Source organism: Natronospira bacteriovora (genome assembly GCF_030848495.1).
Lineage (GTDB): Bacteria > Pseudomonadota > Gammaproteobacteria > Natronospirales > Natronospiraceae > Natronospira > Natronospira bacteriovora.
Window position 1 is genome coordinate 127,253 of the sequence record NZ_JAVDDT010000001.1, and the last position, 21,601, is coordinate 148,853.

A 21,601-nucleotide genomic window follows, 5' to 3' on the forward strand; every position below is an offset into this window, starting at 1 on the left:
ACATCACGCTCAGGCCTGCGCCCGAGCCCATCGCAGACGCTGCCACATCAGGGTAAAGACCACTGCCTGCACCAAGCGGTAGGCACCCTGGGCCAGCCACACGGCCAGCAGGCCACCACCGAGGCCCGGCCCCACTACCCAGGCAATCGGCAGAAAACCCAGCCACTGCATGGATACGGCCGCCATCATGGTTCTTCGCGCATCTCCCGCGCCAAGCAGCCCGTGCATCAGAATCATGCCGAAGGCTTCCACCACCATGAATACGCCAACCAGACGCATGGGCGTCACGGCCAGCGCCCGGGTTTCCTCATCGTGGATGAAACCCGACAGAAGCAGTTCAGGCACCAGCCACATGGGCAGAGCCAGAATGCCGAGCATGAAAAGAGCCAGGCGAACCACATCCCATCCCCAGCGGTGAGCTTCCCGCACGGATCGACGCCCCAGGGACTGCCCCACCAGACTGGCCGTGGTCAGGCCCAGCGCCATGGCCGGCAGCACCGCCAACAGCATGATGTTGATCAGCACACTGGCCGCTGCCACCTCCCGGGTACCGATCTGCCCAATGATCCAGAAAAGGACCACAAAGCTGGTGGAAAAGGACAGTTGCTGGATGCCACTGGGTCCTGCCAGGCGTATCAGGCGTTGCAACACGGCTCCTGCCGGAAAACGCAAGGCGAAACCGGCCCGGCGCGCATAACGCCAGCCGAGAACGAGATGAACGAGACTCCCGAACAAGGTCGCCAGCGCGGTGCCCAGACCGGCCCCGGTCACGCCCATCTCGGGAAATCCGAATTTGCCGAAGATCAAAAGGTAGTTCAGGAGGATGTTGAGGACATGCATGCTCACCAGCGTGAACAGGTACATTCTGGCCAGATCAATGGCGTTCCAGTAACCGCGAAAGGCCCAGTTGATTCCCATGAAGGTTATGGCCAGAACCCGCAGCTGCAGATAGGGCACCCCCTTTTCGATCACCTCCGGGTCGCCGTTCAACCAGGGATAAAATCCGGGCACGGCGAAGAAAAGCGGAAGCGACAACAGCGGGCCAGCCAGCAGGCACAGCATCAGGCCGGCATTCAGGGGCTCGGCCATGACCCCGGTGTCTCCGGCTCCCTTGCGGCGTGCAGCCATGGCCTGCACCCCGGTACCGATACCAAGAATCAGTGCCTGGAACATGAAAATGGCGAAACCGCCAAGACCCACGGCGGCGAGTGCCGCATCACCGATGGTGCCCACCATGGCGGTATCCACCAGATTCATGATGTTCTGGGAGACCATGGCGGCGAGCACCGGCAGTGCGAGAATCAGGGCATAGCGTGAACGCTGCCAGACCGAGCCCTTCATGGGCGACCCGCCCGACGCATGGCCGAACGCCGCCTCAGCGCGCGCCCATGCAGTACCGGCCAGGTCAGGGCATAGGCAAGCCAGACGGCGGCGAGGCAGATGGAAAAGGAGGCAAGCACGTAAAGCCCGGCCATCCCGAGCTCATCGGCCTGTATCAGGGCAAGCACCTCAAGACTGAACAGGGAAGCGGTGGTAAAACCGCCCAGCAGGCCGGTGATGATGAAGGCCCGGAAGCGGGGCCCATTGCCCAAGGGGCCTCTGCGCCCGGTCAGTACCGCCAGCACCCCGATCAGAAAACAGCCGACGGCGTTGACAAGGAAGGTGGCCTCGAACCCCGGATCCGGGAGGGCGCCAAGCCAGGGTGAAAGAAGCACATCCACCCCGTGACGAAGGCCGCTGCCGATCGCCCCGCCGATGGCCACCGCAATGGCCAGATCCGGCCGTGGACGCTCAGGCGACAAGGAAAGTGCCTCCCCAGTAGCCACCCATCACGGCCAGCAGGCAACCCGAGAACGTCAATGCAAAATTGGCCAGCATTCGCCAGGGGTAACCCTCCAGCCCCAGTTTCAGGGTATCCAGGCTCCAGGAGGACATGGTGGTGTAGCTGCCGCAGAACCCCACCCCCAGGCTCAGCCACAGCCACTCATCCACCGCCGGCCGAATCAGGCCGGCGCCCAGCATGCCGGCCAGCACCCCGATCATCAAGGCGCCGGAAATATTGACGGTCAGGGTGCCCAGGGGAAAGCGCAGGGGCAGCAGGCGGGAGACGGTGGTGCTTACCAGGTAACGACAGACCGCACCCAGAGCGCCACCGAAGGCCAGACCCAGCCAGGCAACCACGCCTCAGGCTGCCGGTTCGTCATCCATGCCGACATTGTTCTTCTCGAGAACCCGGTCGGCGCGATAGCTGGAACGAACCAGTGGCCCGGAAACCACTTCCAGGAAGCCCTTGGCCAGGCCCCATTCCCGGTAGCGGGCAAAATCCTCGGGGGGCACGAAACGCTCCACCCGCAAGTGGTTGGCCGTGGGCTGCAGGTACTGCCCGAAGGTGACAATATCAACCCCGACGGCCCGCAGATCGTCCATGGTGCGATCGATCTCTTCGTCGGTCTCGCCCAGACCCAGCATCAGACTGGTCTTGGTGAGCACCTCGGGACGGTGCTTCTTGGCATGGGCCAGTACCTTGAGGGTCTGCTCGTAGCCCGCCCGCCGGTCGCGAACCACGTGGGTCAGGCGCTCCACTGTTTCCACGTTCTGGGCAAACACCTCGATACCGGAATCCACCACGGTTTCCACATCCTCCAGGCGACCGCAGAAATCCGGCGTCAACGCTTCCACCGCGGTCTCGGGATTGACCCGCTTGATCTCCCGGATGCAGTCCGCGTAATGCTGGGCGCCGCCGTCATCCAGGTCATCCCGATCCACCGACGTCAGGACCACGTATTTGAGATCCATGAGCCGGACCGAGCGGGCCGCATTGGCCGGTTCTTCCGGATCCAGCCAACCGCGCGGATTGCCCGTGTCCACGGAACAGAAGCGACAGGCCCGGGTGCAGACATCGCCCATGAGCATGATGGTGGCGGTGCCATTGTTCCAGCACTCGCCCACGTTCGGGCACTTGGACTCCTCGCACACCGTGGCCAGGCGGTTTTCCTTCACGTTGCGACGGGTCTCCTGATACTTTTCCCCCGCCGGGATGCGGGCCCGAAGCCAACGCGGCTTGCCACCACGAGGCACTTCCGGGGCATCCCTGCGGGCCTTCATGCCATCCTTGATGGCGGTGAAGCCCTGGGGCTTGCGCACCTTTTCACCACTGCGAACAATGGGAATGCCCTTGAAATCGCTCATGAAACGCTCCGGGGGACGGGATCAGCGGCACCGCCAGTGACGGCGCCCGAATTGACCTTGAAAGTGGTATTTTCTCATTCATTCCGGTACGTTGCCACCCCGCCTCCCGCGTGGACCGACCGTCGATTCCCATCATGGAGTGCCCATGCTGATCATCCTGCTGATCCTGATGCTGCTGGCCGCCGTGGCCCTGCCCGGCTGGCGGGTGCGGCACGTCATGCAGCGGTACCATCAGCCTGCGGATCGCTACCCCGGAACCGGGGCCGAGCTTGTCCACCATCTGGCCGAACGCCTCGGCCTTGAGGCGCTGAGGGTAGAGCGAACCGACTCCGGACAGGATCATTACGATCCCGACAGTGCAACCATCCGCCTGTCACCGGAAAACCACGATGGCCGTTCACTGACGGCTGTGACCGTGGCCGCCCATGAGCTGGGGCACGCCATTCAGCATGCCGATGGCATGCCCCTGTTTCACTGGCGCCAGCGTCTGGTAGGCATGATCCAGCCACTGCAGCGCATCGGACTCGGCCTGATCGTGGCCGCTCCCCTGTTGGCCGTGGTGCTGCGGCTGCCCGGGATCATGCTCTGGATGCTGGGTGCCGGGCTGCTGATGATGCTGATGATGGCCGTGGCCCATCTGATCACCCTGCCGGTTGAGACCGATGCCAGTTTCGGACGCGCCCTGCCCCTGCTGGAGAAGGGCGATTACCTGCATCCCGAAGACAAGGCGGCAGCCCGTCGAATCCTGCGAGCCGCCGCGCTGACCTATGTGGCTCAGTCCCTGGCCTCGCTGATCAATCTGGGACTGTGGATGCGGATTCTTCGACCTTAGGAAGCCTCTGATTGATTCATTCGAGGGTCATGTGGACCGTTTCGCGGCGCTCCGCCACGCGGCCCGCCACCCCGCTTGCCCTGACAGCATAAAAGCGGTTGAATGGGCGCCTTTTCCGGACAGTGAGGCCCATGATGAGCACGGCGCATGCCCCCAAGAAAGAACCCACCCTGCTGGATGCCTTGCTGCCGATTCTGACACTCATCATTCTGCTTTCACTTTCCGTATACCTTTTCGGTGCCGATTCCTCCTACGGTCCCAACCAGATCGCGCTGATTCTGAGCGCCGGCGTCGCCATCCTGGTGGGGCTCAAGAACGGCTTTCGCTGGAAAGACCTGGAAGCCGGCATCGCCCGTGGCGTCAGCCTGTCCACGGGGGCGATTCTGATCCTGCTCGCCGTCGGCACCCTCATTGGCGCCTGGATTCTGTCCGGGACCGTGCCGACGATGGTCTATTTCGGCCTGCTCCTGCTGGATCCGAGCTGGTTCTATGTGGCGGCCTGCATCATCGCCGCCATCACCGCCCTCAGTGTGGGCAGTTCCTGGACGGTCGCCGGTACCATTGGCGTGGCGTTGATCGGGGTCGCCGGTGGCCTGGGGCTTTCACTCGCCGTGACGGCGGGTGCCGTGATTTCCGGGGCATATTTCGGTGACAAGATGTCACCTCTCTCGGACACGACCAACCTGGCGCCCGCCGTCTCCGGCACGGAACTGTTTACCCACATTCGGCACATGCTCTGGACCACCATCCCCAGCATGGTGATCAGCCTGCTGTTATTCGCCGTCATTGGTCTGCGCAACGACGGCCGTGCCAGTGACACCCAGATGGAACAGACCCTGCTGGCCCTGCAGGCGGATTTTCAGATTGCCTGGTATCTCCTTCTGCCAGTATTCATGGTGATGTATCTGGCCTATCGCAAATGGCCTGCCTTTCCGACCATTCTGCTAGGTGCCCTCGTGGGCGGTGTTTTCGCGCTTATCTTTCAGGGGGAACGCGTGGCCGACATGGCAGCCGAAGGGGTCACCGGCGCCCTGGGCCTGTTCAGCGGTGTCTGGAGCACGCTGTTCGATGGCTATGTGGCCAGCACTGGCGATGGGGATGTGGATAGCCTGCTGTCCCGCGGTGGCATGAGCAGCATGCTCAATACCATCTGGCTGATCATCTGCGCCATGACCTTCGGGGCTGTCATGGAGAGGTCCGGCCTGCTGATGCGGCTGGTCAGCAGTGCGCTGAAGACAGCCCACAGCGCCGGCTCCCTGGTCATCACCACCCTGTTGACGGCCATTGGCGTGAATATCGTGACCGCCGACCAGTACATGGCCATCGTTCTCCCCGGGCGTACCTATCGCCTGGAGTTTCATCGGCGCGGCCTCTCCCCCGTCAATCTGTCACGCGCGGTGGAAGATGCCGGCACCCTCACCTCCCCTCTCATCCCCTCTCATCCCCTGGAACACCTGCGGTGCCTACATGGCGGCCACCCTGGGCGTTGCCACCTTCGCCTATCTGCCCTTCTGCTTTTTCAATCTCATCAACCCCGTTCTGGCCGCGGGATACGCCTGGTTCGGCTTCCGCCTGACCTCGCTGGAAGAAGAGCCGGGGCTGGAAACGACGGCGGACACGGACTGAGGGCCAACGGCGCCGGGCCGGGATACAATTTGCCTTTCGGGGGTCTTCTGTTATCTGATAGGGCTCAGAACCGTCCACCCCAGGAGACGCTGACGCGCCATGGAACATCGTCAACATCCGACGCCGCAATACGGTGCCAAGCCGGTCGACCTGTCACAGCCTCCCCAGCGAGATCTGACGCCGGAAGAAGCCAGCCGTACCCTGCAGCCAAGCCGGGAGACCGGCGAGGAAGAGCAGGACCCCATCAGCAAGGGCCGGGGGGGGCTGGAAATCCTCTTCTACGGCATCATGCTGCTGGCTGTCGTGGCCTTCCAGCTACTGTCCCATTACGAACCACGTGAAAACGGCGAAGCTACCCCCTTCGATGATCCGCGGGTCACTTCCATTACCGTGGATAACCGTCACGCCGGTACCCGTGAGGAAATCGAGGGTGATGTGGTTAGCAAACCGGACTGCCCCAGCGGCAGTGAAGCCACCATCCAGCCACGGGTACGGGAAGTGGACGGAACCGCATTCGGCCGAATTCAGCTCAACGCGGAAAACCGTAACGGGGAATGGCAAATCATGGCCAGCGGCTTGTTGAGCGGCCTCGCACGGATCCACGCCGAAGTGGAAGTCGATTGCCGTTCCACCGCTAACGAGGAACCGGAATGATGCCAACCATGAACCGATTGCTAGCCGTGATGCTGCTCACCATGATGTTCGCAGCCTGTGAGACAGGCGTTTCCTGGGACCGCCAGGAAAGGGAAAACGCCAGCCATATCTTCAAGTCCCTGGATTACGCCCATGAAGCCGCACGGCGCGCAAACCGTCTGCCCCACGACTGGGAACCGGGTGGTGACGACGTAGCCCCGGTCATCAATGCCCTGGATGATGCCATCATCCATGCTTCCCAGGTTCGCCAGTCCGTCCTGCAGAAAGCCCACCCGAATCTCAATGCCCGATTCCGGGTGGATTATCTGCGCTCGCTTCAGGGACTTCGGGATTATTACGAAACCGGGGATTACGACAGCGACCGCCATCCCGGCAATACGCTGGGCGACTTCAGTGAGTGGTTCTACCAGAACCAGCACGAGTTCCGCTGGTGGCGCGGGTACGAGAGGGATCTGGACTTGCAGTGAGGATAACGAGGGGCGGTAACGCCCCGACCTCGTTGTCGTTGTCGTTGTCGTTGTCGTTGTCGTTGTCGTTGTCGGATTTTAATCTTCTACGAGCAACAAACGAAAAGCGGAACCCTTAAAGCCCACACGACATTGGGGCATTCTTTTAGCTCACTGCTCGTCGCTGCTTGAAAAAACCCGACAACGACTACGACTACGACTACGACTACGACTTTTAGAAATACTTGCCCAAGCGGGTATGCCAATCAAAATACTTCCGACTGCCCTTGAACCAGGGGCAGACGCGTCCCTGGAGCTTGACGAGAATGGACTTGAGGTCATTGCTGTCCACCCGGGCCTTGGTAATTGCCACGCGTTCGTCAATCACGGTGACGTAGTTGCGTCGATAAAGCTCTTCGCAGCCCAGCTTGCACAGGGGCATGGCAATATTCTCGTAATCCAGCCGATCTTCCGTGGTGCAATGCCAGCGATCCTTGATGTGGGCGGCGATAAGGAACTGCGTCGGGTACTTGTGACCACAGATGGCGCATTCCTCGATGACCTTGCCCCGGAAGAGTTGATCCCGCAGGAAGCCATCTTCCTTGCGCAGCCGAACACGCCCCTCGGTATCAAGCGGCATGGTGCGATCGATCTCCTTCACCACTTCCTTGTACTCGTCTTCGCTGACGATGGGGAAATAGACTGCACTCTCCAGCTGGTAGCCGAACACCACCGGCGCTGCCTTTTCCTCCAGGTGCACTTCGAACCCGGGCCATTCGTAACCTTCCTCCAGACCACAGAGGCGATTGACGGATTCGCGGGGGATGAACTGATCCTTCACCTCATCCACGAAATAAATACACTCAGGCGTTTGCCCCCGTTCGTCTTCCCCCCAGAGCTCCCGGGCGAGATCGGGGTTCTTTACCAGGTAGGTGACAATGCCGGACAGAAAGACCATGTCGTCTTTCATGAACAGAACCACGTCACCGCGCTGGAGCTTTTCCCACTCGGCCTTCTGTTCACCGTCCTTGCCCAGCTTGACACCACCCACACGCGCCATATCACCCGGGTAAATGGTTGCCAGCTCCTCGGCAATCCCCGTTCCGCGAATGGAACTCAGCTCCGAGAGCATCACCGGGTTCAGCAGGGTCTTCTCCAGATTTTCGCTGGAGTGCCTGTCCGCAGCTGACTGAAAGGCGATCTTGGTCATGAGAGCCAACCCCTGGTTATTGTAAGACGCTATGATGGCCTGATTCCCGCCACTGCCGGGAATCCACTTCTTTCGGCTACCCTGAACCCGGGCGATATTGATTTTTCCGCCGTGAGCCGGGAGCCTATTATACGCACGCAGACGAGAGACTCCACCGCAGGGCTCTCCCCTGCCCGAACCCGGCAACAGGAGCGACTATGCGATTGATGACAGCCATTCTGTTCCTTGGCATGGCCCTTGGCTCTGCCTGTGCCAGCCCTGGCACCACGGACCCCACGGAGACATCCCCCGCCACTGTCCCGGCGGCGGATTCCGGTCCGGGACACGCGCTCTGGACAGCGCTTCGCCCCTATTGCGGACGGGCCTTCGAGGGTGAATTGACGTCGGCGCGTGGCGGCGATGGCAGCTTCCGCGATCAGGCCGTGGTGATGGATATCCGGCATTGCGAGGGCTCCCGCATGCTGATTCCCCTGCATGTGGGCGACGACCACTCGCGCACCTGGGTTCTGGAACGGCACGCCTGGGGCGTCACACTCAAGCACCAGCACCGTGATCCGGACGGCAGTGAGCAGCAGATCAATCTCTACGGTGGCCTGGCCCGCCCGCCGGCTGACGGTACCGAGCTGGCATTTCCGGTGGACGATGAAACCCTGGCCATGCTGCCCAACAGTCGCGGCGGCTACTGGACTATTCGGGTGGACGGGGATGTATTCCAGTACCAGGTACAGCGCCGGGGTGTCGATGAGGTATTCCAGCTGACCTTCGACCTGAACACCCCGATTGAACAGCCTGATGCGCCCTGGGGCTGGGAAAGATTCCGCTAACCCCCCCACAACTACCAGCGACCCCGGCCCTCCTAGTCGTAATCGTTGTCGTAGTCGTAATCGGGTTTTGGGCAGCTACGAGCTACGAGCAAAAAAGACGACACACTCTTTGTGCGGCCTTTGAGGGTTTTTCCCGTAGCTCGCTGCTCGTCGCTCTTGGCTGCCTAAAACCCGATTGCGATTACGATTACGACTACGATTACGACTAAAAGCGGGGCGGCCGTGGTGGCCGCCCCTTGTCTTCAGATGGCCCCGATGTCGTAATAGGTTGGCGCGCTGGGCCCCACCGGCATGCCCAGCAGGAAGACCCAGAAAAAGAACAGAAGAATCCAGGCGGTCAGGAAGAAGATGCTGAAGGGCAGCATCATCGCGATGATGGTGCCGATGCCCGTTCGCTTGTCGTACTTGACCATGAACGCCATGATCAGGCCAAAGTAACTCATCATTGGCGTGATGATGTTGGTGGTCGAGTCACCAATGCGGTAGGCCGCCTGAATGACTTCCGGGCTATAACCGATCAGCATCAGCATGGGCACGAAAATGGGTGCCGTGACCGCCCACTGGGCCGAGGCACTGCCCAGGCTGAGATTGACCATTCCACACATCAGGATGAAGAAGAGGAATACCAGGGGCCCGGTCAGGCCAATGCTCTGCAGACCGTTCGCGCCCATCACCGCCAGAATCCGGCCCAGATTGGTTTCACCGAAGATGGAAACAAACTGGGCGGCAAAGAAGACCAGGACGATGTAGAGGCCCAAGGTACTCATGGCGCTGGCCATGGCGTTGACCACATCCTTGTCATTTCGCATTTCACCGGTAACCGCGCCAAAAACAACACCCGGTACCAGGAAAAAGATGAAAATCAGGGCAACGATACCGTTGAGGAAGGGTGAATGCGCCACTTCACCCGTTTCCGGGTGTCGCAGAACGCCCCACTCCGGGACCACCGAGAGTGCGAACAGCCCAAGCATGAGCAATGCCGCAATACCGGCCCACCGCATCCCGCGGCGCTCTGTTTCACTCACGGGATCCAGACTGGTCTCGTCGCTCAGGTCTTCGGAAGCGAACGAGGGGTCATACTTGCCGAGTTTTGGCTCCACGATCCGGATGGTGACGAAGGTACCCACCGCCGTTATCACGAAAGTGGAAACAATCATGAAGAAATAATTTGCGGTAGCGTCCACCCGATAGTCCGGGTCAATGAGCTGGGCCGCTTCCTGGGTAATCCCCGCGAGCAGGGGATCAATGGTGCCCAGTAGCAGATTGGCACTGTAACCGCCGGAAACACCCGCAAAGGCCGCCGCCATGCCCGCCAGGGGATGGCGGCCGAGGCCGAGAAAAATCAGGCCCGCCAGGGGAATGAGGACCACGTAACCCATCTCGGACGCGGTATTGGAGATGATGCCGCAGAAAACCAGGGCGGCAACGATCAGCTTGGGCGGGGCCTTGAGGACGATGGAGCGGATCACGGCACTGAGAAGCCCGGACTTGTCCGCCACCCCGACCCCAAGCAATGCCACCAACACCACGCCCAGCGGCGCAAAGCCGACGAAATTGGAGACCAGATTCTCCACCAGCCAGCGCAACCCATCGCCATTGAGCAGACTATTGGCCCGGATCTCGTCATCAGCGCCCGGTCGCGGATCCGGAACCGACAGATCAAAGAAGCCCGCGATACCGCTGATCACGATCATGATCACGCACAAAATGGCAAACAGGGTAACCGGATGCGGCAAGAGATTGCCGAGCCATTCCACGGTGTCCAGAAAACGGGTAAACCAGCCCCGCTCCTCCATGCGGCGGGTCTCTGACGGGGGGGTCTGCTTGCTCATCGACTGCTTCCACGACTAGAAAACGGAACCGGGGATGCTACCGGGGGCGGAACCGGCGGGCAAGCGCGGGATTGCCTTTGACCGGATGGTCGGGTTTAGAATGGGAGACGAACGCCCGGGCTACGGGTCCTGTTTCTCTGGCAGGAGACAAGAATGACGAATTGGCGTGAAGAACTGAAAAGGGTTATCGAAGAACAGGCGGACACCCCGCCGGAAATGTCCCATGCATCGGTGGAAAAGGCCCGGCGGGAAATCTCCCGATTCATCAGCCATACCGCCATGCCGGCCTTCGAGGCCCTGAAGGAAGAACTGGAACTCTATGACCGCCGCTGCGAAATCGAGCGCCGCGATTACCAGATCACCCTATCGGTGTTTCACGACGACGAGGAAGAGTTTTCCTATTCCGTGAAAGGCCGCGCCTTTCATCGTATCTTCCTGGCCTTTTCGGAATTCGGCGACCCGGGCAAGGACAGCCACATCGGCCGGGCGGAAATCCTCCTCAATCGGGAAGGGGAGCATGGTCAGGCCGTGAGTGAAATCTCGCGTGAAACCATCATTCACGACTTCATTCAGGAGTACGGCCGCTGGTTGGGCAAACGCCCCGCCTGAGCCCCCTGACCTCGCCCTGCACGACCAAGCCCCGGCCGAGCATCGGCCGGGGCTTTTTTCTGGGCTGATTTCCGGGGCACCCTCGGCGACCGCGGCCCGGCTGGCCGGCTAGACCACCGCCCGAACCGCCGCGATCACCTCATCCGCCTGCGCATCACTCATTCCGGGAAACATGGGAAGAGAGACACAGGTCTCGGAAACGGCATCACAGACCGGAAGCCGGACACCCCTGAATCGCCCTTCCGTCACCTTCTGTCGATGCAGGGGAATGGGGTAATAGATGGCTGAAGCAATGCCCCGCTCGTTCAGGGCGGCCCGGAAGGCATCCCGGTCTTTCACCTGGATGGTGAACTGGCCGTAGACGTGGTGATACCCCTCGCCTTCCACGGGCAGCTTCAGATCCAGGCCCGAAAGGCCTTCAAGATAACGCCCGGCGATATAGCGTCTGGCTGCATTGAACTCATCCAGGTGCCTGAGCTTGATTCGCAGGGCAGCCGCCTGCAGCTCATCAAGGCGACTGTTGAAACCGATGACGTCGTGATAATAACGCTGCTCGCTGCCATGGTTGCGCAGCATGCGAATTCGTGCAGCCAGCTCTGCGTCATTCGTGGTGACCTGTCCGCCATCCCCATAGCCGCCCAGATTCTTGGTGGGGAAGAAACTGAAACAGCCTGCGTCGCCGAAACTCCCCACGGGCTGCCCGTCAATGCGGGCACCAAAAGCCTGGGCACAGTCTTCAATGACCTTCAGCCCATGATGACGCGCCACGCTCATGACCTGGTGCATATCGCAGGACAGACCGAAGATATGCACTGGCATAATGGCTCGTGTCCGCTCGGTAACCAGCCCTTCAAGGCTGGATTCATCCATGTTCATGGTGTCTTCGCGGATATCGGCGAACACCGGCACGGCACCGCAATAATAGATGGCCTCCACCCCGGCAATGAAGGAAAACGGGGACGTAATGACCTCATCACCCGGCATCACGCCGGCGGCCAGGAGCGCCAGGTGGAGCGCATCGGTACCGGAGGCCACACCGATGGAATCGTTCACACCATGATAATCGGCCACTTCCTTTTCGAAAGCCTGAACATTCGGGCCAAGGATGAACTGACCGCTTTCCATGACGGCACGGCTGGCGGCTTCTACCTCTCCAGCAACCCGTTCGTGCTGGGGTTTGGGATCAAAAAGAGGGACCATCAAGACTCCTTGTTTTCCTTTTCCTTGCCGGAAACCAATGAGCTGCGCGAGAACACCGTTTCATTGGTCTCGGGATGGGGATCGTGGTGAACCCGACTGGAAATATTGCCATTCTCACCGTCCTCGAAGATGGCGAGCGGCTCCATGGGTGATTGATCCTTCTCCACCACGTCCATGATCCAGTTGGCTGTCGCCAGTGCAGACAGGCCGTCTTCGCCCGTCACTGCCGGAGGACTGCCGTCACGCACGGCATTGAGGAAGCTCATCACCTCCGTACGCAGCACATCGGCATTGTCGCAGCGAATCTCCTCCGTGGCGATACTGTCACTGTGCTCGGATTTTCGATGCTGGATGACAAGGTCCTTGGCATGCAGGTCGAGCGTAGTGTAGGCATTCTGCTGGAACAGGTGCAGCGTCCGCTGAGGCTGGGTACTGGCACGACTTGCCGTAAGATTCGCTACGGTGCCATTTTCGAAATGCAGAACGGCATTGACCATGTCCAGTGCATCCGAGAACACCGAGACGCCCTTGGCCTGAATGCTCTTCACCGGTGAACCCGCCAGGGCAAGCACCAGATCAATGTCGTGAATCATGAGATCAAGCACCACGCTGACATCGGCATTGCGCTTGGGGAAGGGGGTCAGACGATGGGACTCAATGTAGCTCGGCGAGCGCAGGGAATCGGGCAAAGCACGGAACGCCGGGTTGAAGCGCTCCAGATGCCCGACCTGAAGAACCACCTCATGCTTGCGGGCAAGTTCAATCAGGGTCTCCGCTTCTTCCACGGTCCGGGTGATGGGCTTCTCGATCAGGACATGTATACCCGCTTCGATCAGGTCACGGGCCACCTGGAAATGGCCCTTGGCAGGCACCACCACGCTGGCCAGATCAACCTTGCCGATCAGCTCACGGTGGTCGGAATAGGCCGGGACTTCGTACTCGGTCGCCGCACGCTCGGCGTGGTCCGCATTATGATCAGCTACGGCCACCAGACTGCTGCCGGGCAGGGTTGCGTACTTTTCCGCGTGAAATGAGCCGTAATAGCCCACCCCAACGACGGCGGCGCGAAGGCATGCTTCCTTATCCTGAGACAAGCTCTACTCCTGAGGGCGATTGCCCCCGACTGCAAAAGACCGGCATTATACGGGACTTGTGGCCGCTATCCCATGGGGCTCCCGGGGAAGAGCGACATTCCAGACACGGTCTGGCGAGGCCGGTCAACGCGGTCGAACCATCACCCAGTCAGCTTCGGATACGCTTGTTCACTCATGCCTGAAATGCGACGAATCGGCCTGATTCTGGGCCCCGTGCTTGCACTGTCCGCCTACCTCCTCGCCCGACATCACGGCCTGTCCACCGAGGCGGGCTGGACGGCGGCGGTGACGGCGCTCTGCGCCGCCTGGTGGATCAGTGAGGCACTGCCCATACCTGCCACCTCACTCATCCCCTTCGCTGCCTTCCCGCTGCTGGGGATTCTGCCCCATGGCGAGGTCGCGCAGGCTTATGGTCATACACTGATTCTGCTGCTGCTGGGCGGCTTCATCCTGTCCACGGCCATGGAGAAGAACGGAGCCCATCGGCGGGTGGCCCTGGGCATGGTTCATCTGGTGGGGGGCCGTGGCGGGCCGAGAATGGTGCTGGGATTCATGCTGGCCAGCGGTCTGCTGAGCATGTGGATTTCCAACACAGCCACGGTGCTGATGCTGCTGCCAGTGGCGCTGGCCGTGCTCCGCTCATCCGGCGATGAACAACTGGGCACCCCATTGCTGCTGGGGGTTGCCTGGTCGGCCAGCATTGGCGGACTGGGGACGCCCATTGGCACTCCCCCCAATGTCATCTTCATGGGGGTGTACGCGCAGATCACGGGGCGGGAAATCAGCTTTCTCCAATGGATGGCCATCGGCATCCCCGCCTCCCTTACCCTGATCGCCTTTGCCTGGTTCTATCTCACGAGAGGGATGGGTGCCGGCAAACCGTTAAGCCTGCCGCCGCTCGGCAGCTGGACGGCACCGGAAAGACGGGTTCTCCTGGTGTTCGGCCTGGCGGCGCTGGCCTGGATGACGCGCAGCGCCCCTCTGGGCGGCTGGTCACAATGGCTGCCGGTCGGCGAATACGCCGGTGATGCCACCGTCGCGTTGACAGCCGTTGTCCTCTGCTTTCTGCTTCCGGACGGGCGTGGCGGCCGCCTGCTGGATTGGGCGTCGGCCGAGAAGATTCCCTGGGGTTTGCTGATCCTCTTCGGCGGCGGTATCGCCATTGCCATGGCCTTCCAGTCCAGCGGCCTCAGCACGGCCATCGGTGATGCCCTGGCTGACCGCAGCCATTGGCCGCTGGTGCTGCTCACCCTGGTCATCTGCCTGACGGTGACCTTCATGACCGAAACCACCTCCAACACGGCCACGGCAACACTGATGATGCCCATACTGGGCGCCACCGCCATTGCGGCCGGCATTGAACCGGCCTTGCTGATGATCCCGGCCGCCCTCAGTGCAAGCTGCGCCTTCATGCTGCCCGTGGCGACCGCCCCCAATGCCGTGGTGTTCGGTACCGGGCGCGTACCCATTCGCACCATGGCCGGTCAGGGTTTCGGGCTGAATCTCATGGGCGCTGCCGTGATCACCACCCTTGCGGCAATCTGGCTGCCACGCATCTTCTCCTGAGAGGCCAAACGATGAAGCGTGATGCTGAGCATGACTGGGATGAGCTGCTCGAACAGCTTCAAAGCCACGTTCACACCGAACTGGCACGTGAGCCACTCCCAAGCGAGAGCGACATGCTGCGCCTGGCCCGGGATTACGAATCCTTCGTCAGAATGGAACACCCGCCACTGCGGGCCCGGCGCCTGGCGGAACAATTGCTCTTCCAGCAACGCCGGTACGCCGACGAGACACTCGTCCGGCAATTGGGGATCCGGGTGACCATCATGCTCGCGTCCATCTATCGAGACTGGCTTCAGACCGGCGGCTCCGGGTCGCCGAATCAGTCGGGCCAGTAATGGAAAACGGTGAGGCCAAGCGCCAGCCACAGCAGGGCCTGGCTATACCATAGCCACCAGCGCTCGCGGATCGACCCCCAGAAGGCGGCGGCGGCCAGCACCGTCAGGCCCAGAAATATCACACCGTGCCCGAGCAGCGCAGGAATGTCCTGGCGGATATAGTCGTGCTGTGCGTTGAGGAAATACAGCAGGGTCACCACCAACAGGCCGATGGAGATGGCGAAACAGGATCCAAGAATGATCCCGGTGAGAACGGACAGCGGACGCATGGCGGAGTCTCCTGCAGGGAAGTCGCAACGGTATCTGGCGCGGAATTATCCAGTTTGTGCGCCAGAATGCCAATCCTGAGCAGACCCGCGCCACCAGGCAGGGTTCGGAGGAACTCGAAATCGTCATCGGGTTCCAATATGCTGGATGAATCACCACTCCCGGCGGTCCGGCAGCAACCGGATCGAACCGGCGATACGACACCCGATCTTGGGGGACTCGATGCCCAGAAAGCTGAAGACTGCGCTGACCCTGTTCGCACTGGCCTTGACCGGCACAGTCCTGCTCGGCCAGCCGAGCCACGCGGAAGGCAAGGACGTCTGTGGCGTTCCCGCGCTTGAAAACGGCAACGGCAACGGCGAGCCTCTGAGCCCCAGCGAGCAGCAACTCTTCCTGGACCGGGTAGTCACCGGCCTGCTCGAGCAGCATCATCTCAACGCTCACCGCTTCGATGACCGCCTGGCGCGCGAAGTGCTGGAGAATTTCATCGAGCGCACCGATCCCGGACGCTACTACCTCACGCAGTCGGATGTGGATGAATTCCGTCACCGGCACAATGAGCTGCTGAAGAACAGCGATCGGCATGGGACGGGGCAACGAATCGAACTGGCCTTCGAGTTTTTCGAGCGCTTTCGTGAACGGGTGAATGAGCGAATCGCCTTCAGCACCCGTTTCCTCGAGGAAGCACCCGACCTGGACGGCAATGAGGAGCTGCCCATTGATCGCAGCGAGGCCGACTGGGCTGCGAGCGAAGCCGAACTGGACAGCCTGTGGGCCAAACGGGTCAAGAACGATGTGATTGGCCTGACCCTGGCCGGGCGTGAGTGGGATGATATTGCCGATACACTGACCCGTCGTTACCAGAATCTCAGGCGCAACGTCTCGCAAAGCAGCCGCAATGACGTCTTCGAGATGTTCATGAATGCGCATACCCTGACGCTGGACCCTCACACGGCCTACTTCTCCCCGCGGAACATGGAGGAGTTCGAGATACGCATGAGCCTGAGCCTTGAAGGCATTGGGGCGGCTCTGCAATCCATGGATGAATACGTCACCATCACCGAGATTCTGCCGGGCGGCCCGGCTGACAAGGACGGCACACTGCGCCCGCAGGACCGCATCACCGGGGTGGCGGCTCGCGACAAGTGCGAGATCGTCGACATTGTCGGCTGGCGAGTGGATGATGCCGTACAACTGATCCGCGGTCCGGAAGGAACAAAGGTTCGCCTTCGCTATCTGCCGGCAGACTCGGTGCCGGGGGATCCGGAGAAAACCATCGAGCTGGTTCGCAGTGAAGTCCAGCTGGAACAGCAGGCGGCACGCAAACTGATCCGTGACGTTGAACTCAATGGTGAAAGCCATCGTATTGGCGTCATCCAGATACCCACCTTCTACATGGATTTTCAGGCCCGAAGAGAAGGAAAGGAAGATTACCGCAGCACGACCCGCGATGTTCGGCGCCTGCTTCGTGAGCTGAAGGAAGAGGAAGTCGACGGACTTCTGGTCGATCTGCGCAACAATGGCGGTGGTTCCCTGATGGAAGCCACTGAATTGGCAGGTGTCTTCCTGGATAGTGGCCCGGTTGTCCAGTTGCTGGACAGTCGCGGCAATCTCGAGATTGCCGCGAATCCGGATGACGGTCGGGAATGGGATGGCCCCCTGGGCGTCATGATCAATCGCTTCAGTGCGTCCGCCTCTGAAATCTTTGCCGGCGCCATCCAGGACTACGGGCGCGGGGTGGTGATCGGATCACCCAGCTATGGCAAGGGTACCATTCAGAACCTGTTCGACCTGGATCGCTTTTCCAATCAGGGTGAAGCCGGTCAGCTCAAGTTCACTATCGGCAAGTTCTATCGGGTTAACGGAGACAGCATGCAACACCGGGGAGTTCTGCCTGATGTGCAGCTGCCCTCCGCCGTATCACTTGATGATTTTGGCGAAAGCACCAAGGACAATGCCTTGCCCTGGGACCAGATTGATGCGGCCGACTATGACGGCGAACCAATTCCGCGATCATTGATCGAGGCCCTGGGTGAAGCACATGGCAAACGCGCTTCCAGCGACATCGATTTCAGCACGCTGGTGGACGACATCCGCCAATACCGGGAAGTCCAGGAACGCAAGAGCATCTCTCTGAACCTGGAAACACGCAAGCAGGAACAGGATCAGCTGCGTGAACGACGCCTGGCACAGGAGAACGTGCGTCGCGCAGCGAGGGGTGAGGCGGCGCTTGAAGACATGGAGGAGGATTCTGAAACCACCGGAGACCCGGATATTCTGCTGACGGAAAGCGCCCGAATCGTTGCCAATCTGGCCGCACTGCTCCCCCAGTACGCCGAGCATGAAAGCCGTTTTGCAGCAAGGAGACAGGCACTCAGGCAGGAATGAAGCGGCAGGCCGGCCGGGCCGGAGCCCGGTCGGCCCGGGCCAGGGCGCCTCGGTCCAGAGCATCCGTCAAAGGAATACCTTCCTCAAATCCCAGAGGTCCATTTCCAGAACGTTGACCGGCATTGGCGTGGTATCACCCACCACTTCCGACCCTTCCGTGGAAATGCTTGGCTGCAGGGTATCCACGGACCGGAGATCCGGCACGGTCTGCATCTTTTCCTTGTACTTCACACGGGTACTCAAATAACGGGTTCTTCGGCGAACTTTCTCCGACCGCTCCCGGTCGGCACGCCAACGTCCAGAGACCTCCCGGATCTGGCGCATGATCTTGAGGCATTCCTCAGGGGGGCCGAAGTGCGCCTGGTGAACCGGCTTGTTGCGGGCCCCACGCGCCATGTCCACCACGCTGTCCTTCTGAAAACGGAGATAGAGATACTGAGCCAGGGCGATGGCGGCCAGGTTGATATGACGCCGACCTTCCACGCTCAGGCCCTCATAACCCGGTGCCCCCCGATCCTGGACATCTCGGATACGACGGCGGCAGTCCTCCAGTTGCTGCTCCACCGGCTCAATCTCGAGCCGGGCCGCAGCCACTTCATCCTCCAGGCGCTTGCGCTTGAAGTAATGCCAGAAGCGTTGCGATCGACTCAGTTCCTGTTCAAGCTTGCGTTTCCTGGCGAGCACCATGCGATGCTCTTCCTCCACGTCCCGCAACTGAGTATCAAGGCGAGCCGCCTCTTCCTCCTGTTCGGTGCGAAACCGGGCGAGCTGCTGATGACGCTCCTCTTTTTCCAGGTGCTGGGCAAGCTCGGTCACCAGATGGTTGATCTCGCCATGACAGGCAAACCAGATATCGCGCAGCTGGTAATAGACGATGGCATTCTGCGCCCGGTCTGGATCGCTGAGCATTTCCTCGAGAGCCTTGAGGTTCTTTTCATTATCCGAACCGCGCTGCCTTAGCACCTCGACCTGCTGACGCAGTGAGGTTTCCTCGGCCTGGGTCTGCCTGAGCTTCTCCTCAAGCTGCCGGCTTCGCTCCCGCTCGGCATTGAGTTGCGGAAAGCTGTCCGATTCGATTCGTTTCGATTCCACAACGTCCGTGACGAAGAAACGCCCGATGCCGGGCAAGCGACTCAACCATTGCCTCATTCCCTGTCCCCCTGGCAGACCTGAACAACGCAGTGAGCGTGCGGATCACGTTCATTGCTCCATTGTGTTCCATGTCGTGGGAAAAGCAAGCCAGACCCGGCTCGCTCCAATCGATTTCACAGCCCGTACCGCCTAGAATCGATGTCCATTCTCGATACAGAACTCCAGCCACTTGTGAAACATCTGATTGCGGGCCCAGCGCTGTCGTATTTCTTCACCACCCGGAGTGACCCAGGGTCGCAGGATTCGATGTCGGTGGAACTCGCAACAGGAGGTGACTTCCGCCATGCGCGCATCATGATAGATTCGCACAATCAGATCCGGATCCGGCCAGACCGGCTCGCGGTCGGCATCGAACCAGTAGGTCAGCCGCAGCGTCGAGGTATAGGGGCATCGCTCCAGCACTTCAAGGTGCAAAGGCAGATCACCCGGGACTCGTGAAATGGCATGGGCCGGGGGGGCGTCAAGTGCTTCGACCAGTGTGCGCAGTCTGCGATAATTCCCCTCATACAGACTCATCAGCCCGGCGAAGCTCCGCCTCGGGACCAGCCTGATACCCTGTCTGTCGGCTTCAATCAGCATAAGCCGCAATATAACACAGCCGATGAGCATGCAGGACGAGGAGATTCCCTTGACAATCAAGGTGATAGAGACTACCCCATTCTCTGACCAGAAGCCCGGAACCGCCGGATTGCGCGAGTCCGTTGCACGTTTCAGGGAGCCTCACTACCTCAACAATTTCATCCAGTCCGTCTTCGACAGCGTGCCCGATCTTGCGGGTGCCCGCCTGGTGATTGGCGGAGACGGCCGCCATTTCAACCGGGAGGCAGCGCAAACGTTGATCCGCATGGCCGTTGCCAACGGTGTTTCCGAGATCATTCTTGGCGCCGACGCCATTCTCTCGACACCCGCCGCCGCCCACCTGGTCGCCCTGGAAGGTGCCGCAGGCGGCTTTCTGCTGACCGCCAGCCACAACCCTGGGGGGCCGGACGGGGATTTCGGCATCAAATTCAATGTACGAGGCGGGGGACAGGCCTCAGCGGAGCTCACCGACCGCATTCACGCTCGCAGCCTGCAGATCCGTGAGTATCGGGAAGCCCACATCCCCCTGCCCCGCCTCGACGACATCGGTCTCCATTCGCTGAGCGAGGGTTGCCGGCTGAGAATCGTCGACCCGGTCAACGCCCACGCCGATCTGATGGAAAGTCAGTTCGATTTTCCGGCCATTGCCAGATGGCTCCAGGCACGACCCGGGCGTTTTCTCTTCGATGCCATGCACGCCGTCACAGGTCCCTACGCGCGGGAAGTGTTCGTCCGGCGTCTGGGGGGCGACGACTCGCTGCTGCTGAACGCCAGCCCCCGGGAAGATTTTGCCGGTGGCCACCCCGACCCCAACCCGGTGGATGCCGCCGATTTCGTCGCCCGCTTTGCCACTGCGGACGCCCCGGATCTGGGCGGTGCATCGGACGGTGACGGCGACCGCAACATGATCGTCGGGCCCGGCCGCATGGTGTCGCCCTGTGACAGCCTGGCCATCATCTGTGCAAACCACGACTGCATCCCCGGCCTGGCCGGGCGTCTCAAGGGCGTGGCGCGCTCCATGCCCACCAGTCGGGCACTGGATACCGTTGCCCAGGCCCTGGGCATCCCCTGCCACGAAACGCCGACGGGCTGGCGCTTCTTTGCCAGCCTGCTGGATGCCGGGCAAATCCAACTCTGTGGTGAGGAAAGTTTCGGCACCAGCAGCGACCATGTCCGAGAAAAGGACGGCCTCTGGGCCGTGCTGGCATGGATGCAGATGTTGGCAAGCCACAACTGCAGCGTGGACGAGCTACTTGAACGCCATTGGCAACGCTTTGGACGCCACTATTTCGTTCGCCACGACCATGCCCTTAGCAGTGAACAGGGCGATGCCGTCATGGCCCATCTCGATCAGCACACGGATCGCGGCAGACTGACCCTGGGCGGCTACGAGCTGAGCGCCGACAGCTTCAGTTACACGGACCCGATTTCAGGTCATACGGTGACCCGGCAGGGGATTCGACTGCACACGGATACCGGCGGACGAATCGTCTTTCGCCTCTCGGGCACGGGCACCCAGGGCGCCACGCTCCGCATCTACCTGGAACAGGCCGTGGCCGCCGACGCGGATTGGCGCCAGGATCGAGATGGGGTGCTCGAACCCCTGAGCCGCCTGGCGCTGGAGGCCGCCAATCTGCGGAAGCTGTGCGGGGAGACCACACCAACCGCCGTGATCTGACTCGCCCCGCCACAGTCCGTCAGGCAAGGGCTGTGGCGGATGCCCGAACAAGGGGCGGGAACCGTGCCTGAAAATATTGATTAGCATTCTCTGATTTGATATAAATCGGACACGCTATCG

General features: G+C 61.0%; 20 protein-coding genes and 1 pseudogene. 10 read left to right on the forward strand and 11 right to left on the reverse strand.

Translation table 11 applies throughout. From position 1 onward, the window contains the following. Positions 1–9: 9 nt before the first annotated feature. The 4 genes from RBH19_RS00625 to lipA are packed head-to-tail and all read right to left on the reverse strand — an operon-like array spanning position 10 to position 3,189. Positions 10–1,341 carry an MATE family efflux transporter gene (locus RBH19_RS00625; RefSeq protein WP_306726868.1) on the reverse strand — a complete coding sequence of 444 codons (1,332 nt, stop codon included), beginning with the start codon at positions 1,339–1,341 and terminating at the stop codon, positions 10–12. Then, the gene (locus RBH19_RS00630) at positions 1,338–1,802 is read right to left on the reverse strand and encodes a fluoride efflux transporter FluC (RefSeq protein ID WP_306726869.1); all 465 of its coding nucleotides are present in this window, start codon (positions 1,800–1,802) and stop codon (positions 1,338–1,340) included. The genes RBH19_RS00625 and RBH19_RS00630 overlap by 4 nt, the downstream gene beginning before the upstream one ends. Continuing rightward, complete coding sequence (locus RBH19_RS00635) at positions 1,792–2,181, reverse strand: fluoride efflux transporter FluC (RefSeq protein WP_306726870.1); 390 nt, start codon at positions 2,179–2,181, stop codon at positions 1,792–1,794. The genes RBH19_RS00630 and RBH19_RS00635 overlap by 11 nt, the downstream gene beginning before the upstream one ends. 3 nt (positions 2,182–2,184) lie before the next feature. Beyond that, a complete protein-coding gene (gene lipA / locus RBH19_RS00640) occupies positions 2,185–3,189 on the reverse strand; it encodes a lipoyl synthase (RefSeq protein WP_306726871.1) in 1,005 nt (334 codons plus the stop codon). A gap of 139 nt (positions 3,190–3,328) precedes the next feature. Between lipA and RBH19_RS00645 the strand changes: the two genes are divergently transcribed. The 4 genes and pseudogenes from RBH19_RS00645 to RBH19_RS00665 all read left to right on the forward strand — a co-directional run bounded on the left by RBH19_RS00645 (position 3,329) and on the right by RBH19_RS00665 (position 6,768). After that, positions 3,329–4,021: a zinc metallopeptidase gene (locus tag RBH19_RS00645; protein WP_306726872.1), complete on the forward strand. Its 693-nt coding sequence runs from the start codon at positions 3,329–3,331 to the stop codon at positions 4,019–4,021. A gap of 131 nt (positions 4,022–4,152) precedes the next feature. After that, a pseudogene (nhaC, locus tag RBH19_RS00650) lies at positions 4,153–5,647 on the forward strand (Na+/H+ antiporter NhaC). A gap of 99 nt (positions 5,648–5,746) precedes the next feature. Continuing rightward, on the forward strand, positions 5,747–6,301 hold the full coding sequence (locus tag RBH19_RS13660) for a hypothetical protein (RefSeq protein ID WP_445353955.1): 555 nt from the start codon (positions 5,747–5,749) through the stop codon (positions 6,299–6,301). Between the two features lie 8 nt (positions 6,302–6,309). Next, a complete protein-coding gene (locus tag RBH19_RS00665) occupies positions 6,310–6,768 on the forward strand; it encodes a cysteine hydrolase family protein (RefSeq protein WP_306726874.1) in 459 nt (152 codons plus the stop codon). A 214-nt stretch (positions 6,769–6,982) separates the two neighbouring features. Here the strand turns inward: RBH19_RS00665 and RBH19_RS00670 are convergent, their stop codons facing one another. Beyond that, positions 6,983–7,957, reverse strand: coding sequence for a hypothetical protein (locus RBH19_RS00670; RefSeq protein WP_306726875.1), 975 nt, complete (start codon positions 7,955–7,957; stop codon positions 6,983–6,985). A 197-nt stretch (positions 7,958–8,154) separates the two neighbouring features. Here RBH19_RS00670 and RBH19_RS00675 point away from each other — a divergent pair, with 197 nt between their 5' ends. Then, positions 8,155–8,781 carry a hypothetical protein gene (locus tag RBH19_RS00675; protein WP_306726876.1) on the forward strand — a complete coding sequence of 209 codons (627 nt, stop codon included), beginning with the start codon at positions 8,155–8,157 and terminating at the stop codon, positions 8,779–8,781. A 242-nt stretch (positions 8,782–9,023) separates the two neighbouring features. Here RBH19_RS00675 and RBH19_RS00680 read toward each other — a convergent pair whose 3' ends face one another. Further along, complete coding sequence (locus tag RBH19_RS00680) at positions 9,024–10,613, reverse strand: AbgT family transporter (protein ID WP_306726877.1); 1,590 nt, start codon at positions 10,611–10,613, stop codon at positions 9,024–9,026. Between the two features lie 153 nt (positions 10,614–10,766). Between RBH19_RS00680 and RBH19_RS00685 the strand changes: the two genes are divergently transcribed. Next, the gene (locus RBH19_RS00685; RefSeq protein ID WP_306726878.1) at positions 10,767–11,222 is read left to right on the forward strand and encodes a hypothetical protein; all 456 of its coding nucleotides are present in this window, start codon (positions 10,767–10,769) and stop codon (positions 11,220–11,222) included. A gap of 108 nt (positions 11,223–11,330) precedes the next feature. Here the strand turns inward: RBH19_RS00685 and RBH19_RS00690 are convergent, their stop codons facing one another. Next, on the reverse strand, positions 11,331–12,422 hold the full coding sequence (locus RBH19_RS00690; protein ID WP_306726879.1) for a DegT/DnrJ/EryC1/StrS family aminotransferase: 1,092 nt from the start codon (positions 12,420–12,422) through the stop codon (positions 11,331–11,333). Beyond that, the gene (locus RBH19_RS00695) at positions 12,422–13,516 is read right to left on the reverse strand and encodes a Gfo/Idh/MocA family protein (RefSeq protein WP_306726880.1); all 1,095 of its coding nucleotides are present in this window, start codon (positions 13,514–13,516) and stop codon (positions 12,422–12,424) included. Before RBH19_RS00695 ends, RBH19_RS00690 begins: the two co-directional genes overlap by 1 nt. Positions 13,517–13,690: 174 nt before the next feature. Between RBH19_RS00695 and RBH19_RS00700 the strand changes: the two genes are divergently transcribed. Both RBH19_RS00700 and RBH19_RS00705 read left to right on the forward strand, forming a co-directional pair. Further along, on the forward strand, positions 13,691–15,082 hold the full coding sequence (locus tag RBH19_RS00700) for an SLC13 family permease (protein ID WP_306726881.1): 1,392 nt from the start codon (positions 13,691–13,693) through the stop codon (positions 15,080–15,082). 11 nt (positions 15,083–15,093) lie between these two features. Further along, positions 15,094–15,417, forward strand: coding sequence for a hypothetical protein (locus tag RBH19_RS00705; RefSeq protein ID WP_306726882.1), 324 nt, complete (start codon positions 15,094–15,096; stop codon positions 15,415–15,417). Here the strand turns inward: RBH19_RS00705 and RBH19_RS00710 are convergent. Then, positions 15,402–15,686, reverse strand: a complete 285-nt coding sequence (locus RBH19_RS00710) for a hypothetical protein (RefSeq protein WP_306726883.1) — start codon at positions 15,684–15,686, stop codon at positions 15,402–15,404. The genes RBH19_RS00705 and RBH19_RS00710 overlap by 16 nt on opposite strands. A gap of 220 nt (positions 15,687–15,906) precedes the next feature. Between RBH19_RS00710 and RBH19_RS00715 the strand changes: the two genes are divergently transcribed. Then, positions 15,907–18,072: a carboxy terminal-processing peptidase gene (locus tag RBH19_RS00715; protein WP_306726884.1), complete on the forward strand. Its 2,166-nt coding sequence runs from the start codon at positions 15,907–15,909 to the stop codon at positions 18,070–18,072. 66 nt (positions 18,073–18,138) lie between these two features. On the opposite strand, the gene RBH19_RS00720 is transcribed toward RBH19_RS00715, so the two are convergent. Continuing rightward, positions 18,139–19,221: a hypothetical protein gene (locus RBH19_RS00720; RefSeq protein ID WP_306726885.1), complete on the reverse strand. Its 1,083-nt coding sequence runs from the start codon at positions 19,219–19,221 to the stop codon at positions 18,139–18,141. Between the two features lie 132 nt (positions 19,222–19,353). Further along, on the reverse strand, positions 19,354–19,740 hold the full coding sequence (locus tag RBH19_RS00725; protein WP_306726886.1) for a DUF1249 domain-containing protein: 387 nt from the start codon (positions 19,738–19,740) through the stop codon (positions 19,354–19,356). Positions 19,741–19,852: 112 nt separating this feature from the next. Here RBH19_RS00725 and RBH19_RS00730 point away from each other — a divergent pair, with 112 nt between their 5' ends. Continuing rightward, positions 19,853–21,481, forward strand: coding sequence for an alpha-D-glucose phosphate-specific phosphoglucomutase (locus RBH19_RS00730; RefSeq protein ID WP_306726887.1), 1,629 nt, complete (start codon positions 19,853–19,855; stop codon positions 21,479–21,481). Positions 21,482–21,601 lie beyond the last annotated feature (120 nt).

Bases quoted from the DNA above. Each gene is read 5' to 3' on its own strand.
- RBH19_RS00700 (WP_306726881.1), top strand. From the start codon at position 13,691: ATGCCTGAAATGCGACGAATCGGCCTGATTCTGGGCCCCGTGCTTGCA.
- RBH19_RS13660 (WP_445353955.1), top strand. From the start codon at position 5,747: ATGGAACATCGTCAACATCCGACGCCGCAATACGGTGCCAAGCCGGTC.
- RBH19_RS00665 (WP_306726874.1), top strand. From the start codon at position 6,310: ATGAACCGATTGCTAGCCGTGATGCTGCTCACCATGATGTTCGCAGCC.
- RBH19_RS00680 (WP_306726877.1), bottom strand. From the start codon at position 10,613: ATGAGCAAGCAGACCCCCCCGTCAGAGACCCGCCGCATGGAGGAGCGG.
- RBH19_RS00690 (WP_306726879.1), bottom strand. From the start codon at position 12,422: ATGGTCCCTCTTTTTGATCCCAAACCCCAGCACGAACGGGTTGCTGGA.
- RBH19_RS00675 (WP_306726876.1), top strand. From the start codon at position 8,155: ATGCGATTGATGACAGCCATTCTGTTCCTTGGCATGGCCCTTGGCTCT.
- RBH19_RS00725 (WP_306726886.1), bottom strand. From the start codon at position 19,740: ATGAGTCTGTATGAGGGGAATTATCGCAGACTGCGCACACTGGTCGAA.
- RBH19_RS00720 (WP_306726885.1), bottom strand. From the start codon at position 19,221: ATGAGGCAATGGTTGAGTCGCTTGCCCGGCATCGGGCGTTTCTTCGTC.
- RBH19_RS00710 (WP_306726883.1), bottom strand. From the start codon at position 15,686: ATGCGTCCGCTGTCCGTTCTCACCGGGATCATTCTTGGATCCTGTTTC.
- RBH19_RS00670 (WP_306726875.1), bottom strand. From the start codon at position 7,957: ATGACCAAGATCGCCTTTCAGTCAGCTGCGGACAGGCACTCCAGCGAA.
- lipA (WP_306726871.1), bottom strand. From the start codon at position 3,189: ATGAGCGATTTCAAGGGCATTCCCATTGTTCGCAGTGGTGAAAAGGTG.
- RBH19_RS00715 (WP_306726884.1), top strand. From the start codon at position 15,907: ATGCCCAGAAAGCTGAAGACTGCGCTGACCCTGTTCGCACTGGCCTTG.
- RBH19_RS00705 (WP_306726882.1), top strand. From the start codon at position 15,094: ATGAAGCGTGATGCTGAGCATGACTGGGATGAGCTGCTCGAACAGCTT.
- RBH19_RS00625 (WP_306726868.1), bottom strand. From the start codon at position 1,341: ATGAAGGGCTCGGTCTGGCAGCGTTCACGCTATGCCCTGATTCTCGCA.
- RBH19_RS00685 (WP_306726878.1), top strand. From the start codon at position 10,767: ATGACGAATTGGCGTGAAGAACTGAAAAGGGTTATCGAAGAACAGGCG.